Below are 17,204 nucleotides of genomic sequence, written 5' to 3'. Positions count from 1 at the left end.
GACTACGCACATTGCTGTGCGATTTATTTAAAACTTTGAATTAACAGGTACGTTTTGTCTTGTTTAGTTTTCAAAGATCATTACCGCTTGTTGAAGCAGCTTTATTATCTTACCACTCAGCTCCCTTTATGTCAACAACTTTTTTAAGTTATTTCCGAAGCTTTTTGTTGTCTGCTGTCCATCAGCGACGTTTAATAATATAACACCCTTTTGAAAATATGACAATAGTTTTTTAAAAAAATCATTAATTATTTTCTTTCATACCTTATTTCAGTTTCTCTTCTATAGAAAGATAAGCTGTCTTGTGGTTTGGCCTATTTTCTTGTATAGTAAGATTGAACTAAATACTTGATGACCACAAGGGGAGCATTAAAGCTGAGAGTGAACGTTTTGTTCTGACCCTTTGAACCTGTTAGTTAACGCTGGCGTAGGGATGTGGCAAAGCCAAATGATTTGCAGTTTATGTAAGCAGCGCGCGGACCTTTTCCCATCCTTCCCCGCGCTGCTTTTTTGCTTATCCTTGATACGGTTGTCTGACCAGGGGGAAAACTATGAATCATTCAACACAGCTTGTGCGCTTAATTGAAATAGCGATTATGACCGGGGCGGCTGTCATTCTGGACATTGTCTCAGGTATGTTTCTCCGGATGCCCCAAGGCGGTTCGGTCTCTATTATGATGATTCCGATTTTTTTGATTTCATTCCGCTGGGGAGTGAAGGCCGGGCTTACGACAGGCTTTTTAACAGGGATTGTCCAGATCGCCATCGGCAATTTGTTTTTGCAGCACCCGGTGCAGCTATTTCTTGATTACATCGCGGCATTTGCAGTTCTCGGTTTCAGCGGCTTGTTCGCTTCCGGTGTACGAGCATCGGCATTGAATAAAAAAAGAGGCGCTTTAACGATGTATGTTATAAGCGGTGTTTTCATCGGCAGTGTGCTGCGGTATGCGGCGCATGTGGTCTCCGGAGCGGTCTTTTTCGGAAGCTATGCTCCGAAGGGTACGCCGGTCTGGATTTATTCGTCCGTCTATAACGCGACTTACATGATTCCTTCTTTTATCCTTTCGGCTATTGTCCTTATCTTATTATTCATGACTGCGCCGCGGCTTCTTGAAGCTAAGCGGACGAACTGAAACAGCAGGCGGTTTACGCCTGCTGTTTTTTATTCCGGGCTGTGCCGTTCGTTAGAATCAATCAGTTCTTTTGTAAGTTCATTTATGCTTTGTTTTATGTTTCCTTTGCCTGAAAAATTCTCAATCAGCTCTTTTACATTGATTCCGGAAGATGCTTTTAAGCTTTCCTGGAGACCGGCCATTAAATTGGTTGCGTAGCCTGTGACTTTATTGGCTCCGCCGTTTTCACCGCTTCCTCCCGTATCCACGACGGTAATTTTATCAATGTTTGAAAGAGGCGCTGAGACTTGTTTTGCGTATTCAGGCAGCATTTTCACAATCATATCAAGGATTGCAGCCTGCCCGTATTTTTCGAATGCGTCGGCGATTTTTTCTTTAGCTTCCGCTTCTGCGAGACCTTTCAGGCGGATGACTTCCGCTGCGGTTTCTCCTCTCGCCTTTTCAGCCTCCGCTTTAGCAAGACCGTCAATTCTCACGCGTTCCGCTTCCGCCTTGGCCATCGCTTCGATGCTGTACTGCTCGGCATCCGCTTCGGCGAGCTGCTTCGCTTTTGCGGCCGCGGCCGCTTGTTCCACCGAGTAACGGTCAGCATCGGCTTTTTTCTTCACTTCAGAGTCATATTGGCGCTCACGGCGCAGAATTTCTTTTTCCTCCAATTCAATCTGCTTTTGCCGCTCAATAATTTTAATTTGCATTTCCTGCTCTGTCACCTGCTGGCGCGCTTTTGCGGTTTCAAGATCATATGCCTGGTCGGCATTGGCTTTTGCTGTATCCTGCTCTCTTCTGTATTCCGCCATTTTCAGCTGATTGATTTTTTCCGCTTCAGCTATTTCCGTCGCCCGCTCCAGCTCTGATTTTTTTGCGTCTTTATCAGCGGCCGCGCGTTTAATCCTCGTCTCTTTATCCGCTTCTGCCGTGGCAATGTCCGCATCCCGCTTGACTTGGGCGATTCTCGGCTTACCTAATGATTCAAGATAGCCGTTTTTATCTCGGACGTCTTTAATCGTAAAAGAAACGATCATCAGCCCCATTTTAGCAAGATCCTGAGACGCGACCCGCTGGACTTCCTGAGAAAACTTTTCCCTGTTTTTATAAATCTCTTCAACGGTCATGGAGCCGAGGATGGAGCGCAGATGGCCTTCCAGCACCTCCCGCGCCTCCTGCTCACGGTCGTCCTTGGATTTCCCCAAAAATTGTTCAGCTGCTGTGGCGATTTCACCGATGGAGCCTCCGATTTTAATAATGGCGGTTCCGTCGGCCATTACCGGCACGCCTTGCTCTGTATAGACTTCAGGTGTAGAGACATCAAGTTTGCTTGACAGTAAACTGAGAGGTTCTGCCTGCTGGAATACCGGGAGCACAAACGTTCCCCCGCCCCGGACGATTTTCAGACGATTTCCGCCTTCATCAATGTGGACGTTCTTATTTCCCAAATAACTTCCGGTCACGATAAGGGCTTCATCCGGTCCCGCTGTCCGGTACTTCGTAATAAATACAGCAATAAGTGCGATGAGTAAAAAGAATACGATTCCGATAACAATGATAATCGGCATAGTCATAACAGTTCCCCCTTAGATATCAGATTGGTTCATGCGGCGTCACAAAAAGCACTCCGTCTTTCACGTCAATCACTAATACAGCCGTTCCGTACTTGATCTGTTCTTGATCAAAGCTGACGGCTGATTTAGAAATGGCGCCCCCTATTCCCTCTATGATCACTTCCCCATAGCCGTCTTTCGGGACGGAAGTAATGACCCTGCCGACTCTGCCCTTTAAATCTGTCTCCCGATATGCGAGCGATTCTTCCGCTGATGAAAGCGGGACAAGGACGAAGAAGTGAAGCAGGCTGACCAAAAGAACCGAAAGAACAAATGAAATTAATGCAATGACAGGACTTGATAGCGGAGCGGCGATTTCGCCGATATAACCTGAGGCTGAAAAGATTGTTAAAAAAGACAGAATCAATGCAGGGTTTAAAAATGAAACAGGAATGGCTTCCGAGAGGCCGTGAAACACATCTTGAAAAAACAGAATCAAAAGCGTGAGACTTCCCGAAATAATCAATGTGTAAAGATAGACCGTTTCAAGCGGCAGATGAAATATGTCCACATTCTATCCTCCTTTCGGCTTGGTGTCGGAGTGTTACTTTATATACGGATGTAAAGGCAAATGGTTTCAATTTTCTGATAAGTAAGGCTGATTACATGATTATCCAATCCGGATATGATATGTTTACTCTAAAGGAGGAGATAGGATGAGCATTTTTAATGAAGCCAGACAGCAGACCTGGGAAGTACTGAAAGGACTCTCTGATGAGGAATTCAACCGAAAGCCCGCGGCTGATGAGTGGAGCGTGCGGGAAGTCCTTGACCATTTAAAGAAAATTGACGAAACAGCGCAGACCCTTTTATCAAAGCAGGCAAAAGACGCACCGTTTAAAAAAATCGAAGACAAACCGATGGAGTTTATAGAGGACAGATCAAATAAACGGCCGGCGCCGTCACACCTCGAACCTGAGCAAAACCGAATATCAGTCATTGAGGCAAAACAAGAATTAGATACGGCAAGACAGCAGCTGACCGCAGTTATTTCATCATTAAACGAGGAAGACTTTGAACGTGTGCTTCCGCATCCTGTTTTTCAAGAACTGACGATCCGCCAGTGGATTGATTTTATCGGCCATCATGAAAAGCGTCACATCGATCAAATAGAAGAAATCAAACAAAAAATCGAGAAGGTCTGACTCAGACCTTCTCGATTTTTTTCTTGGCGCGTTTCGGTTCATAAGAATGGATGGTGACCGCATCGCCCGTGCATATATCACCCGGGCGTTCAACAATACAGACAATTCCTCTTCTGCCCATCGCGTGCCTCACAAACGCCGCGGCGAGTTTTGGCTGATCCGGATAAAAGGATTGAATGACTTCTCCCGGCTGAATGCACGGATCATTTTCTCCTTCGCACAACAGAGACGCACCGCTTGGAAATATCAATCTGCTTCCTTCTTTAAGCGGCGTCAGCGCAGAAAAACCGCTGATTGCAATGTTAGCGCCGAGCCATTCGGGAAAGATATGAGAAATCCCCATCTTCTCCGCAATGTCATCACATTCCTCCATGGACACGATTGAAATTTGTCTCCGGTTAAAAATTTCCGTTCCTCTTTCATACATCGGCTCACGCGCGCCGGCCTTTTTTGTCAGTCCGAAATGCAGGTCACCGGGAAACCCGCCGTATTCCGCGCGAAGCTTGTCCATCTTTTTAGTAACAAATTGTTCGGTATCCGCTATATATACGCCTTCCGACTTTGCTGTTATGCGTTTCCACATCAGCCACCACCGCCTTTTTCTTGACATTATCCTTAAAAAACCCCGCTCTGTAAAGGAGCGGGGTTCATTTATTATACCGTTTTCGGCGTTAAGTCAAAGCAGCGTTTGTAAATCCAGTTGTATGCTTTCTCATTCAAATCTCTTGGATTTCCGAATGTTTGCGGATCTTTCATGGCTTCTTTTGATAAACGTTCAATCATGTCCGGAGACACACCTTGTTCTTCTAAACTCGGCACCTCTAAATCTTTTACAAGATCATACATCCAGTTGACGGACGCTTTGGCCGCTTCTTCGGTTGTCATGTTGCTTGTATCGATTCCGAATGCTTTGGCGATGCGGGCGAATTTTTCCGGATAGCCTTTCCAGTTGTATTCCATTACCGGTCCCATCATAGCTGCGACGCATTGTCCGTGAGCGACAGGGATGATGCCGCCGAGCGTCTGGCTCATCGCATGCGCCGCGCCTGCTGATTCACTGCCGTATGAAAGGCCGGCAAGCATCGCCGCCTGCGCCATGCCGTATCTTGCTTCCAAATCCTCTCCGTCCGCAAACGCGCGCTTAATATAATGCGCCGCATATTCAATGGCCATTAAAGCGACGGCATCAGTGATCGGCTGCGCGAATTTCATCGTATAGCACTCGATGGCGTGCGCAAGTGCATCAATACCTGTCATGGCCGTCACATGCGGAGGCATGGACGTGTGCAGCTCAGGGTCAATGACCGTTAGATGCGCAGCGATAAGCGGTCCGCCCGTATTGAATTTAAATTCTCTTTCCTCATCTGTAATGACCGCCCATTGTGTGACCTCTGAACCTGTTCCCGCAGTCGTCGGGATCGTTGTCAGCGGAGGAATGCGGTTTTCCAGCGGCTTTTTGCCTTCCGCGGCTTCATAATCAAGCACGCTTCCTTCGTGTGTCGCTTCTACCCCGACCGCTTTCGCCGTATCCATGGAGCTTCCGCCGCCGACAGCCACAAGACCGTTGCAGTTTTCTTTTTTATACAGTTCTGATCCTTCGTTTACAAGACGTACAGGCGGGTTCGGCTCCACTTTGTTAAACAGGACGACTTCGATGCCCGCTTCCTGCAAAGATTCAATGACCGGGTTTGCCACTCCCGCGTTATAAATTCCCGGGTCTGTTACGAGCAGCGCTTTTGTGACGCCAAGCGCTCTGACTTCACTTCCCGCGTGCTGAATCGCGCCGATTCCGTGTTTAATGACTGTCGGGATTTCGAATGTATGGAATTTATGCATGCTTTCTACTTTCATATTTAATGTCATATTGTATCTCCTCCTAATTATGCTTGAAACCAGTTCACAGCCGCAGGTTTCGTATTGCGGTAAATATGTTTGATTTCCGTGTATTCTTCCAGGCCGATTTTGCCGAGTTCGCGGCCGAAGCCCGATTGTTTGTACCCGCCCCATGGCGCTTGCGCGAAATACGGGTGGAAATCATTGATCCATACCGTTCCCATCCGCAGTTTGGCGGCTACGCGTTCGCATTTTTCAATATCCTTTGACCATACCGCTCCGGCCAGCCCGTAAATGGTATCGTTGGCAAGCCTGATCACTTCTTCTTCTGAAGAGAATGACTCGACTGTTAAAACGGGGCCGAAGATTTCCTCTTGGACTATTCGCATATCAGACTTGCAGTTTGAGAAAATAGTAGGTTCATAGAAGAAACCGTTTTGAAGGGCGGGATCATCAGGACGTTTGCCGCCTGTTTCCAGTTTTGCCCCTTCTTCAATACCGATTTCTACGTATTTTTCGACTTTGGCCCGATGCTCGGCGGAAATCAGCGGACCACTTTCCGTATCTTCATGAAAACCGTTTCCTAATTTGATGCGTTTCGTGCGCTTGATCAGCTCGGCTAAAAATTCATCATGAATGGCTTCGTCCACCAAAAGACGTGACCCTGCCGAACAAACTTGGCCGGCATGGAAGAACACGGCGTTCAGCGCTTGATCTGCAGCTGTTTCGAGATCTGCATCTTGAAATACGATATTCGGATTTTTGCCGCCAAGCTCCAGGGCAATCTTTTTCACGTTGCCGCTTGCCGCCTGCATGATCTTTTTGCCTGTTTCAATTCCGCCCGTAAAAGAGACCAAATCGACGTCGAGGTTTCTCGCCAGCTCATCGCCGACAGAGGCGCCCGGCCCCAGCACGAGATTGGCGGCCCCTTTCGGAATACCGGCTTCTTCTATTAATTGAAAGACTTTAATGGTTGTCAGCGGAGTAATCTCGCTCGGCTTTAAAACGATCGTGTTTCCGGCCGCAAGAGCGGGAGCGATTTTCCAGCTCGCCTGAAGGAGCGGATAGTTCCACGGCGTAATTTGTCCGCATACGCCAATTGGCTCTCTGACGATTTTACTTACTGAATCGGGAATCGGAGATGAAATGACTTCGCCTCCGTCTTTATCCGCCAAACCGGCATAATATTGAAATACATTTGCGATATCATCCATATCGGCTTTACTTTCTTCAATCGTTTTTCCTGTGTCAAGCGATTCCAGCTCAGCTAATTCGTTCAGATCGCGTCTGATTAATTCCGCAATTTTCAGAACAAATTGTCCGCGCTCGAGCCCGGAAAGCACCGGCCATTCCCCTTCATCAAATGCTTTTCTGGCTGCGGCGATGGCTTTCACCGCATCATCCCGGTCTCCTTCGCATACCGTTGCAATTTCTTCTTGATTAAATGGATTAATGATACGGCGGGTCTGTTTTTTTTCTGCACTGGTCCATTCGCCGCCGATATAAAGCGTTTTGCTCATAAGAGTCCTCCTTACCGAGAAGTAAGTTTGTTAAATAAAAATTTAATGTTTTTAACAATGTTAATTTAACACATGTTTTTTTGCCTGTCAAAACCCGGTCAGTCCGTTTAGATTTTGACATTTTGTCATGATTCGTTAAGATTAAGAACATAAAGAAATGACTTAACAAATTTAAACTTCAAGAGGAAAAGAGGGACAGTATGGATGAGAATCCAGAATTCGCAGCTATAGAACAAGCCAGGGATCTTGTCATTGATTCCATTGCAGAGACGATGGATCTTTACGGAATCACCCGGAGTGTCGGGATTTTATACGGAACAATGTATATGAGGGATGAAATGACGCTTGACGAAATGCGTGAGGAACTGCAGATGAGCAAACCGAGTATGAGCACAGGCGTCAAAAAGCTGCAGGATTTAAATGTGGTCAAAAAAACCTTTCACCGCGGCACACGGAAGCATACGTTTGTAGCGGAAAAGGATTTCTTTACGTTTTTCACGAATTTCTTTCCGCCGAAATGGGACCGTGAAGTTCAGGTGAATTTGTCCGCCATCGTACAGGCTCAGGCGGATTTGCAGTCCGTTTTGCTGGCCGAGGAAGGCAGCGCGGAATTACAGGAAGAGGCGCGGCAGTTATATGATCAGCTTGAAAGCTCGAAAGCTTATTATCATTGGCTGAAGCGGCTCGCCGACTCGGTTCAGAGCGGGGAGATTTTTAAATTTATTCCGGTAGAAACGGACGAAAAAAACGCCTGATTTTGATTCAGGCGTTTTTTGTCGTGATTTGATTATTTTTGAGAAAATATAGGAACATAACCCCATTTACTTCCATTAAAATTGATGGTAAATTTTTATAGGTATGGTCGTTCTTTTTTAAGAACAATCAGCAAATTTTTTTTAGGGGGATTTATAAAAATGAAACACAAGTTTTTCTCAACTGTCATGGCAAGTTTATTCGGCCTGGTTTTGCTTCTTTCTCTGCCGACAGCGTCATTCGCCGCTGAGTCAGGCTCAACCGTTCACGAGCCGGAAATGTCCGCGAAAGCGACTGCTACCTTATTTGCAAAATATACAGGTGCCAGCCAGCAGGAATGGTCATTTTCTGATATCGAATTGACGTACCGTCCGAACACGATCCTGAGCTTAGGCGTTATGGAATTTACCCTTCCTAGCGGATTTGCGGCTACTACAAAAGATACAGTCAACGGACACGCTTTGCGTGAAAGACAGATTCTCAATAACGGCAAAACAGTCAGACTTCCGTTAAACATTGATTTGCTCGGCGCAGCGGAATTCAAGCTTTCTCTTAATAATAAAACATTGCCTGCTGCAGGTACATATAAGTTCCGTGCAGAAAATAAATCATTAAGCATCGGCTCTAAATTCTATGCTGAGGACACAATTGTTGTTCAAAAACGCAGCACACCGCCGACACAGCCATGCAACTGCAAATAATTGCGAAAAACGGACCGGCACAAGCTCATCGCTTGTCAGCCGGTCTTTTTTTGTGCTGTTTTCTTTCTTCCGGCCCTCGCATTGACAAACCCCTGAAACAGGAGTACATTCTTGTTTGTTGTATTTGGAGTGACGAAAACAGTTTCTTAAGGAGTTATGAGGATTGGGAAAAATCAAAAATAAACAATTTGCCGTCATCGGACTCGGCCGTTTCGGCGGAAGCATCTGTAAAGAGCTTTTTAAAATGGGGCATGAGGTGCTTGCGATCGATATCAGCGAAGAGCGGGTCAACGCATACTCCTCTTATGCCACGCATGCCGTGCGGGCAAATTCAACGGAAGAAAGCGAGCTTCAGTCGCTCGGCATCAGAAATTTTGAATATGTCATCGTAGCAATCGGCGCCAACATTCAGGCAAGCACGCTGACGACGCTGTTATTGAAGGAGCTGAACATCCCTAATATTTGGGTGAAAGCGCAAAACTATTATCATCACAAAGTGCTTGAAAAGATCGGTGCTGATCGTATTATCCATCCCGAAAAGGATATGGGCGTTCGGATTGCGCAAAGCCTTTCAGATGAAAACGTCTTAAATTACATCGATTTGTCAGATGAATACAGCATTGTGGAGCTTTCAGCCACGAAAAAGCTGCATTTAAAATCCATTCTTGATCTCGGCGTCCGGGCCAGATTCGGCTGCACCATTCTCGCCGTGAAACATAATGGAGACATTCAGCTGTCCCCTTCTCCGGAGACTGTCATTCATGAATGTGACTGCCTTGTGCTGATGGGGCATAAACGTGATATTAAAAGGTTTGAAACTGAAGGAATGTAAAAAAGCCGGCAAGCTGCCGGCTTTTTTTGATGCTTATGTTTCTTCACTTAACTGGACGGCGGTTTGGTCAACCCAGCCGATCAGCTCATCTTTCACTTGAATTTGGTACCAGACGGATTCTCCGTTTTGTTTTTCAGATACGACTTTAATATGCTGGCCGGTAAACTTTTGCGCCGATGCCAGTTTAATAGAATGCCGCTCTTTCGACGGCTTGGACCACACGTCTTCAATGGCGTGGTCTTTGATGGCGCCTTTCTTATCAACTGCTTTAAGAGAGGCATTGATTTTGTCATATTCATTCAGGTTATAGGTTTCTATGACATCTTTAATTTTTTCAGCATAGCCGGGGTCTGTGGCGTAGCCGGATTTTTGAAGGGCAGCCGCCGCTGTTTTATAATTGTCCGCTTCAATGACGGGCTTGTACTTCTTTTTATTCCAAGACGTTCCGTTGACAAATAATTTGGCATGGTCATCCATTGATTCAAAAAACGTGCTGTATTTACGGAATTTTGCCCGAATCGTTTTTCGTTTTCCTTTTTCAAATTCATCCGTTTTCATCGTGACGTGTTTTCCTTTATAATCACCTTTTACACCGAACAGGTTGCGCGCTTTCCCCGCAAGCTCACTGTTCCCCCAGTCCGATTCGAGAATGGCCTGTGCGAGGGTGATGCTCGGAAGGACATGATATTTCTCATATAAAATCTGAGCATGCCCGGAAAGGCTGTCAATAAAGACCTGCTGCTCGTCCACCTCTTCAGGCGGTTTTTCTTCCGTCACTATGAATTTCGAAAATACCATTGATACCAGAAATAATCCGAATATAAGAGATACAGCAAAAAGGCACCCAAGCACCCTTTTGGTCTTTGCTTTCTTTTTCATATCAACCTTCCTTTAATTCCGGAATCACTAGATTTATAATTTTACTGGTCATTGATGAAAATTTCAATAAAATAGGGAAAAAGACGGAGAAAGAACACATTGTGCAAATAAAAAAGACTCCTCTTTGAGGAGTCTTTTTTTGTTATGCCATGCTCAGCTGAGGGCCGAACAATTCATATTGAACAGAATCAGAGTCAAACCCGAGTGCAAGAATCATATCTTTCATTTGCGTCATAAACTGCGCTGACCCGCACAAGTAACATTCAGCATCTTGATTCAGATGAAGCTGCTCCAAGAAGGTTTGATCAATCCGGCCGCTGTAAAAAGGCTTGTCTCCTGAGCGGTCTTGTTCTGCCGGTTCACTGTATACATAAATGACGTTAATATTCGGACGATTCTCCGCAGCTTGTTCAGCCTCTTTGCCGAACGCGGCGTACTCTCCGTTTTTCGCGGCATGAATAAAAGTAACGGAACGCTCCGGCTGTTTTTCGGCGGCTGTTTTCAGCATGCTCATCATCGGCGTGATTCCGGAACCGGCACTGATAAGAACAACCGGTTTTTCGGCAGCAGACAGCTTGAAATCTCCGGCGGGTGCGCTGACTTCAAGTTTATCTCCCTCTTGAACTTCATTGTGGAGATGAGAAGAAACCGCTCCGTCCTTTTTCACAGAAATCCGATATGCGCCTTTTCGAGAAGCATCAGACAGGCTGTACTGGCGAATGTGCGTATAAGGAGAATCCGCGATCCTCACTTTAATGCTGATATATTGTCCCGCTTCAAATCCAGGAAGCGAAGAGCCGTCACTCGGTTTGATATAAAATGATGTGATATCTTTGCTTTCTTTTGTTTTCTGTATAACCGTAAATTCTTTATACCCCTGCCATCCGGCTTCATTGTACATGTCTTTTTCAATGCCGATAAAAGCCTCCGCAATAACACCGTAAGCTTTTTCCCATGCCTGCATAATTTCAGGAGTTGCGGCATCCTGCAGCACATCCTTAATCGCCAGAAGCAGATACTTTCCGACAATCGGATAATGTTCCGGTTTTACACCGATGCTTGTGTGTTTATGGCCGATCTGTCTGACCGCCGGAATGATTTGTTCTAATTGATCAATATTCGCCGCAGCCGCAATGACTGTATTTGCCAATGCTGCGCGCTGAGTCTGTTTCTTTTGGTTCGTTTGGTTAAACATATTTAACAGTTCGGGATGATCTTGAAACATCAGGTTATAAAAGCGTCCGGTGATGTTTTCTCCATGTGTTTTTAATACGGGTACTGTGCTTTTGATGATGTCTACTGTTCTCTCATCCAGCATGTTCATCCTCAACCCTTCTAAAGATGTATTTTTAATATATCTTTATAGTAAGAGATATTTCGAATAAAAGATATATATAAAATGAATCTTTAAAAAAGTCGTCACAATATTGTGTTGGATTTGGAATTTATGGATTTCACCTCCTTTTTTATCACCCGGTGAAACAGGGACACATATATTTGGGAATATACGTTTAAAGATGAAAGCGGGGGATTGCATGGTTTCCGATATCGATTACACGTCTCCGAATACACAGTTCACTTATGATGTAAATGAGAGCCGTTTTTTTACGAAAGATGCTCGGAACTTTATCAATGTATTGGGGATTAAACAGTTAAACACGCTTGAAAATATTTCATTATTAGATATCTTTCTGAGTAAAACAAATGTGATTGAACCGCATACCCATCAAAACGCCGCTGAATTGGTGTACTGTATTTCGGGTTCCGCGGTGGTGTCGATGCTGAATCCGTTCACCCAGAAAATACGGAATTATCCGATCTCTCCAGGGCAAGTGGCGAATATTCCGCAGGGGTGGTGGCATTATGAAGTCGCCACTTCAGACAAAACCCATCTTTTGGCCATATTTGACGCCCCTTCGCCTGAAGTGATATACGGCTCGGATATTCTCCGTCTGACGCCGCCGGAGATCATGGCGCATACGTACTGTCTGAATGAGCATGAGTGGGAAAAAGCCGTTTCACCGATCCGGCAATCAACTGTGATAGGCCCCGATAAATACTGCGGACAGTCTGAAAACACGGGTATTCATGATATGAATAAGCCTTATCAGCCAAATACGCATTATCCCAATGATCCGTATCGGCATTATGTTCAGCCGTTCTATCGGGGGTATTAAATGGGAAACGGAGCGGCATTCAAGCTTTGACGAAAAAAGCCCCTCATTGGAGAGGGGCTTTTGATCATTACGGTCCGGTTCCGCAGCTTACTTTGTACTCGCCTTCGGACGATTTTTTTGAATAACATACGTGCGGCGTCTGTCCGGTTTCATCTTTCCAATTGAACCAATTTACATAATAAAGGTTCCCGGCCTCTCCGCCTCCTTCTTCTTTTTGAAGAATCGCAAAGTAGCTTTGATACGGATATCCTTTTTTATAAATGTCATGCCTGATGGCTCCTTTTTCTGAAGCAGACGTGAAGATGACAGGAGAAAGAGCCGGGAGCGCCGTTAAAAGAAGTGCCAGTGCAGCTGACAGAGATAATATAAGATAGATTTTCTTTTTCATTTTCTCTCTTTCCTTTATTTTGAGTTGTTAGAAATGAAGCGGAACACAGAGGCTGCTGCAGAGGATGAAAAAACAAAAAAACCCTTATTTATAGAATAAGGGTTTAAAGGTATGGAGCCAAGGGGGCTCGAACCCCTGACCTCTCGCTGCCGGTGTGGAGATGCTTTTCTGATAGGAACAGACGTTTTGTTTCAAACCCTAATCTTTTATTTGGCTAAAAATGAATAAGCTGGTCCCCAAATAGGATAATAAATTAAAGGTTAATTTTCCACTAGATCTGCCATCAAAACGCCCATCCAATCAATAATAATAGTAAAAGTAAACAAAGTGCTAGGATAACAAAAGAAATATTCTTTGCAATTCCTTTAGGCGATTTGATTGCTAGAATACTCCCCACGACAATTCCTAGCATTCCAAGCGCCCAATGAATATGAGGCAGAAAGCACAATACGAATAAAAGAATGATAAGCGACACGATCCCAAAATACTTTCTCATTTCTCTCCTTTCTATTTTCCCTCCATTAAATTGAAAAGAAAATTGAACTTATAAATATTGAGTGCCATATTTTTTAAATATTAGCATAGAATTATCGTTCGAGCTTTATGACGACGGATACATACGCGAGGTTATCTGCGCAGTTCATTACGGGACCACCTACGGAAGGAATTTCGTGTGAAGAACTTAAAGGGGGATACATTATTGTATTTGATTCTCTTTTATCCGTTGAGACTTATGAAGTTAAGAGATGATCAAATGACTGATTTTGAACGAAAAGTGTACCGGATTATCTTTAGATCCAATTCAGGAAGAACCCCTCCTTGGATGAATTGAAGAGAAAAACTGGCAAGGATGAACGCGCTATCCGGGAAGCAGTGAAGAACCTCATGAGGCAGTGTGTGCTGAAGTGGGATAAGCATAAAAACAAGTGGATGTTTTGAAACAATATAATGAAGAAAGGAAAAAAGCCTTTTCCGAAGAAAAGGCTTAAGCTGTTCAAGTTTGAAGGCGATCTGAAGCTACTTTGATTGTATCTTGTGCTTGTTTTTCTACTGAGTTCACACCCACTTCGCATATAAAAGATAACGACAGACCCAAAATAATGAAGATGCTTTTTTTCATACTGGCACTCTCCTTCTTAGGTTTGATTACGATCAGATGAAACTTGATAAGATCCATCAAATGAAACAGACGATGCCGTTAGACCGGCCCCTGACATTAAAACGACAGCCGATACAATGATAAATACGCCTTTTCTAAAATTCATACAGGCATTCTCCCCTCTGAATTTGTTTTTGCGTTTGAATCATTTTTTGATGATAAAAATAAGATTTGTCATATTGCTTTGATTCTGCATAAACAGCAGCCGTATCAAGAGCAATATCTTCTACATACGAATAGTTTTTATTTTTCTCAAGGTAATCAATTGTTTTTTTGATTCCCAATTGGTCTATTGCATTAATATATAAAGCCTCCAAATATTTTTGCAGAGATTCAAACAGCTTATCCCCTTGATATATCGCTGATGAAAGTCCCTTTTTACTGATTTGAATCGCCTCGCTTGTTTTCCCTTGTTTAAATAGAAGCTTTGCGTATGTAAACAAGGAATGCGGAAGGTTACCCAATTTATACTTTTCAGATATCTCCGCTGCTTTTTTTAAGTAGATTTCAGCTTTACTGTATTCTTCTAGGTCTCCGTAATTCTTTCCTATGTTGTAATAAGCAGAACTGAGCAGCCTTTCATTATTGTTTACTTGTTTCGACAACTCTAAAGCTTTTTCTAAATGAGGCAAACTTTTTTCAAAGCGTTTAAAGTCAACATAATTCCCTGATATGACAAATAGACATTGAATTTTCCGGACCTTATACAACTCATACTGATCGTAAATATCGAGTGCTTGCTTTACGTGATGCATAGAGACGTGGCTTTGTTTCATACCGTAATATGCTTCAGCCAGTTTAAAATGAAACTCCGCTCTCTCAATTTCATCATGCACATGAACGAGTTGTTTTTCAGCCTCTCTATAAAAGCCGATCGCCTTTACATACTGCTTTTGATCAAATTCATACATGCCGCGGAAAAATAAAGAGTAATAGCACAGCAGGCCGGAAATTCCTTTATTTGATGCTTCGATTTTTTCCAGCAGCTCGTCAATTGTCGGTCTCACACGGGTAGTCACCGGTTCTAAATAATCCAGCATGAGCTGATGGCGGAATTTCATGAGGATGTAGTAAATCAGTAGATACTCGTCTTCTTCCATCTCATTTATTTCTTGTTCCACTTCCGCTTTCAAAATCTCCGCATCCGGAACACTGAACTGACGTATCATTTTGTACCATTCATTAATTTTAACGCCTACCTCTGATGAAGGTAAAACAGAACTCACAAGGCCACTCCTCCTTTTATATAATATTCTAACATTTCCATAATATGTTTAGTCAAATAAACACAGTTTTTTGCGGTATACCGGAAAATGATCATGGTTTTGTTGAATAAAGGGAACATCATTTTTATACCATTAGACTTATTACAGATTACTTATTTTCACTTAAATGTTGGAAATGTCCTTTCAATTTGCGATAATAAAACTAATGTATGGGGAATATAAATGGGAGGGATTAAGGATGTGTCATTTTAAAATGAGCATTACTTTATCACTCAAATGCTTTAAGCTCTATGAAAGTGTTTACTTTGGAATAGGTTTATAAGTAGACTCTCTACAAGTCTACTTTATTTTTTTCTCATAAATAAACGAGGTGAAAATCAATGGATGGTATAAAATTTTTGGAAAATGTGTCTCGACTCGGAGTAATCATTTTGGTGTTCTCCGGCTATGCTCTTTACTGGAAATTAGGTAAAACAAAAAGAGAGCGGGGGCTTACAAAATTTGAAACTTGTCTTAGGTTCTCTGTGATGTTCGGTATATTAGCTTGGGGTCTTTCGTTTCTTGCTTTGAATTTGTGGTCATAATCTTTTTTGTCGATATTTGACTTATCCTGTCTAAACAGATTAAAACTAGATAAATGCACCCTTATTTGTCACTTGTACAATTTTCCAAAAGCAGGAGTTATAATATGGCGTTTATACTTTTTAGGCGCGATGATTAGCGGTTTTCGGCATGGTGAAGGACTTGCCCAATGTACTAAAATTATCGCTTAGCCAATACCGATGCCGTCCCTTATTATCAAGCAACCGTTGAATTAAATCAGTAAATGAAGTGGCTATTACCTGTGTTTCACCAACAATTCCATGTCGATCAAAAAAGCTGTCGTAACTTACCTTTACGATCTTCATTTAAATCAATTGTCAGATATTTTCCTTTTCCATCCGTACAAACAATATACCACTCGGATGAAATATCTTCTTCACAAAGTTCCCCAACAATAACGGGATTAGCCAATTTAAACTCAACTGGTCGTACTATATATATTGGATAATCCGCATTTTTATATAAAACTGCTCCACCCACATTGTTCATAAAATTCCCTAATATCTTTTGTAGTCGATGCTTCTCATCTATTGTCGGGAGACCATCAGCTTCAAACAGCCGGCAGTCCGATGTAGAAGCAATCTTCTTGATTAACATTTCAATACTCAAGTCCACTCCTTTGCATTACTTTTATTTAAGGAGCTTTTTAAAAAATAAGACCTAGTTGTCCTTGCCAAAGAGCAATTTTCCAAAATCATTGTCTAAAATCTCAACTTCCACATCACTCCCATGTTCATCAGATTCAATTGGTTCATCTACTAAACTTAGAATAAACTCTTCAAAAGAGTTGGCAATTAGGAAAAAGTCTTTATCAGGGTGACTTAATTCATGATCCCAGAACAAAACCTTCTCATTGTCGATGTCCATGCATATTTCATTACCACCTGCTGAGCTTGCTATAGGAATAATATTCCTAGGAAAGCGATCAGAATAGGTATTGATCGCTTCTTGAAGACTGTTATGATCGTTAGCTAAACCATAGAAGTTCTCTAATAATTGTGTATCATCTTCCTTGCCTATCCAAGGGTCTTTCTCTATGGGTTTGTAGCAAACGTCATACTCAACTTCATTTGTTGTTTTTTTACTATCTAAATAACAGCCTCCATATTCCTTCAAAAAATCCTTATAGTCGGAAGGTAATTGATTGCCTATAATTCTTTCAATTTCTTTGAGTTGCTCATTAGTATTAATGTTGGAATCTTTTTCAACATCTATCGTAAATTCTTTTAACTTTTGTTCAATTTTATTGAAACTCAT

18 protein-coding genes, 2 pseudogenes and 1 riboswitch are annotated in these 17,204 nt (G+C 43.1%); of the genes and pseudogenes, 8 read left to right on the top strand and 12 right to left on the bottom strand.

Annotated elements, in window-relative coordinates; genetic code table 11:
- The first annotated feature begins 350 nt into the window (after nucleotides 1-350).
- Nucleotides 351-451, top strand: a riboswitch (TPP riboswitch).
- Between the two features lie 100 nt (nucleotides 452-551).
- The gene (gene thiT, locus G9F48_RS10030) at nucleotides 552-1,133 is read left to right on the top strand and encodes an energy-coupled thiamine transporter ThiT (RefSeq protein ID WP_165409424.1); all 582 of its coding nucleotides are present in this window, start codon (nucleotides 552-554) and stop codon (nucleotides 1,131-1,133) included.
- 29 nt (nucleotides 1,134-1,162) lie between these two features.
- On the opposite strand, the gene G9F48_RS10025 is transcribed toward thiT, so the two are convergent.
- A complete protein-coding gene (locus tag G9F48_RS10025) occupies nucleotides 1,163-2,692 on the bottom strand; it encodes a flotillin family protein (RefSeq protein WP_156735697.1) in 1,530 nt (509 codons plus the stop codon).
- 19 nt (nucleotides 2,693-2,711) lie between these two features.
- Nucleotides 2,712-3,242: an NfeD family protein gene (locus G9F48_RS10020; RefSeq protein ID WP_156735698.1), complete on the bottom strand. Its 531-nt coding sequence runs from the start codon at nucleotides 3,240-3,242 to the stop codon at nucleotides 2,712-2,714.
- A gap of 145 nt (nucleotides 3,243-3,387) precedes the next feature.
- Between G9F48_RS10020 and G9F48_RS10015 the strand changes: the two genes are divergently transcribed.
- Nucleotides 3,388-3,876, top strand: coding sequence for a DinB family protein (locus G9F48_RS10015; RefSeq protein WP_024085722.1), 489 nt, complete (start codon nucleotides 3,388-3,390; stop codon nucleotides 3,874-3,876).
- 1 nt (nucleotide 3,877) lies between these two features.
- Here the strand turns inward: G9F48_RS10015 and G9F48_RS10010 are convergent, their stop codons facing one another.
- The 3 genes from G9F48_RS10010 to betB form a co-directional block, all read right to left on the bottom strand.
- Nucleotides 3,878-4,459, bottom strand: coding sequence for an MOSC domain-containing protein (locus G9F48_RS10010; RefSeq protein WP_103526677.1), 582 nt, complete (start codon nucleotides 4,457-4,459; stop codon nucleotides 3,878-3,880).
- 71 nt (nucleotides 4,460-4,530) lie between these two features.
- Nucleotides 4,531-5,739 carry a choline dehydrogenase gene (gene gbsB, locus G9F48_RS10005; RefSeq protein ID WP_165409423.1) on the bottom strand — a complete coding sequence of 403 codons (1,209 nt, stop codon included), beginning with the start codon at nucleotides 5,737-5,739 and terminating at the stop codon, nucleotides 4,531-4,533.
- 17 nt (nucleotides 5,740-5,756) lie between these two features.
- Nucleotides 5,757-7,229, bottom strand: a complete 1,473-nt coding sequence (gene betB / locus G9F48_RS10000) for a betaine-aldehyde dehydrogenase (protein WP_165409422.1) — start codon at nucleotides 7,227-7,229, stop codon at nucleotides 5,757-5,759.
- Between the two features lie 200 nt (nucleotides 7,230-7,429).
- On the opposite strand from betB, the gene cudC reads away from it, so the two are divergent.
- The 3 genes from cudC to G9F48_RS09985 all read left to right on the top strand — a co-directional run bounded on the left by cudC (nucleotide 7,430) and on the right by G9F48_RS09985 (nucleotide 9,515).
- Nucleotides 7,430-7,984, top strand: a complete 555-nt coding sequence (cudC, locus tag G9F48_RS09995) for a choline uptake/conversion transcriptional regulator CudC (RefSeq protein WP_156735700.1) — start codon at nucleotides 7,430-7,432, stop codon at nucleotides 7,982-7,984.
- Nucleotides 7,985-8,143: 159 nt separating this feature from the next.
- Complete coding sequence (gene bslA, locus G9F48_RS09990; protein WP_025853944.1) at nucleotides 8,144-8,683, top strand: biofilm surface layer hydrophobin BslA; 540 nt, start codon at nucleotides 8,144-8,146, stop codon at nucleotides 8,681-8,683.
- A 163-nt stretch (nucleotides 8,684-8,846) separates the two neighbouring features.
- Nucleotides 8,847-9,515 (top strand): potassium channel family protein, encoded by a 669-nt coding sequence (locus tag G9F48_RS09985; RefSeq protein WP_058906302.1) that lies wholly within the window; start codon nucleotides 8,847-8,849, stop codon nucleotides 9,513-9,515.
- Between the two features lie 33 nt (nucleotides 9,516-9,548).
- On the opposite strand, the gene G9F48_RS09980 is transcribed toward G9F48_RS09985, so the two are convergent.
- Together G9F48_RS09980 and hmpA are read right to left on the bottom strand one after the other, a co-directional pair.
- Entirely contained in the window at nucleotides 9,549-10,394 is an 846-nt protein-coding gene (locus tag G9F48_RS09980; RefSeq protein WP_165409421.1) for a glucosaminidase domain-containing protein, read from the bottom strand.
- 142 nt (nucleotides 10,395-10,536) lie between these two features.
- Complete coding sequence (gene hmpA, locus G9F48_RS09975; RefSeq protein ID WP_165409437.1) at nucleotides 10,537-11,712, bottom strand: NO-inducible flavohemoprotein; 1,176 nt, start codon at nucleotides 11,710-11,712, stop codon at nucleotides 10,537-10,539.
- Between the two features lie 217 nt (nucleotides 11,713-11,929).
- On the opposite strand from hmpA, the gene G9F48_RS09970 reads away from it, so the two are divergent.
- Nucleotides 11,930-12,571: a cupin domain-containing protein gene (locus G9F48_RS09970; protein ID WP_109567694.1), complete on the top strand. Its 642-nt coding sequence runs from the start codon at nucleotides 11,930-11,932 to the stop codon at nucleotides 12,569-12,571.
- A 67-nt stretch (nucleotides 12,572-12,638) separates the two neighbouring features.
- On the opposite strand, the gene G9F48_RS09965 is transcribed toward G9F48_RS09970, so the two are convergent.
- Complete coding sequence (locus G9F48_RS09965) at nucleotides 12,639-12,959, bottom strand: hypothetical protein (RefSeq protein ID WP_014305649.1); 321 nt, start codon at nucleotides 12,957-12,959, stop codon at nucleotides 12,639-12,641.
- Between the two features lie 754 nt (nucleotides 12,960-13,713).
- Here G9F48_RS09965 and G9F48_RS19760 point away from each other — a divergent pair.
- Nucleotides 13,714-13,898: pseudogene (locus tag G9F48_RS19760) on the top strand (hypothetical protein).
- A gap of 55 nt (nucleotides 13,899-13,953) precedes the next feature.
- On the opposite strand, the gene G9F48_RS19920 reads toward G9F48_RS19760, so the two are convergent.
- Complete coding sequence (locus tag G9F48_RS19920) at nucleotides 13,954-14,079, bottom strand: hypothetical protein (protein WP_015387808.1); 126 nt, start codon at nucleotides 14,077-14,079, stop codon at nucleotides 13,954-13,956.
- Between the two features lie 134 nt (nucleotides 14,080-14,213).
- Nucleotides 14,214-15,344, bottom strand: a complete 1,131-nt coding sequence (locus G9F48_RS09960; RefSeq protein ID WP_165409420.1) for a Rap family tetratricopeptide repeat protein — start codon at nucleotides 15,342-15,344, stop codon at nucleotides 14,214-14,216.
- Between the two features lie 380 nt (nucleotides 15,345-15,724).
- Between G9F48_RS09960 and G9F48_RS19755 the strand changes: the two genes are divergently transcribed.
- Nucleotides 15,725-15,928: a hypothetical protein gene (locus tag G9F48_RS19755; RefSeq protein WP_107994259.1), complete on the top strand. Its 204-nt coding sequence runs from the start codon at nucleotides 15,725-15,727 to the stop codon at nucleotides 15,926-15,928.
- 120 nt (nucleotides 15,929-16,048) lie between these two features.
- On the opposite strand, the pseudogene G9F48_RS09950 reads toward G9F48_RS19755, so the two are convergent.
- A pseudogene (locus G9F48_RS09950) lies at nucleotides 16,049-16,556 on the bottom strand (SMI1/KNR4 family protein).
- A 51-nt stretch (nucleotides 16,557-16,607) separates the two neighbouring features.
- Nucleotides 16,608-17,204, bottom strand: coding sequence for an SMI1/KNR4 family protein (locus tag G9F48_RS09945; RefSeq protein WP_058906304.1), 597 nt, complete (start codon nucleotides 17,202-17,204; stop codon nucleotides 16,608-16,610).

This window comes from Bacillus sp. EKM420B, from assembly GCF_011065565.1.
Taxonomy (GTDB): Bacteria; Bacillota; Bacilli; order Bacillales; family Bacillaceae; genus Bacillus; species Bacillus velezensis.
This window is presented reverse-complemented; position numbering and strand designations above follow the sequence as displayed.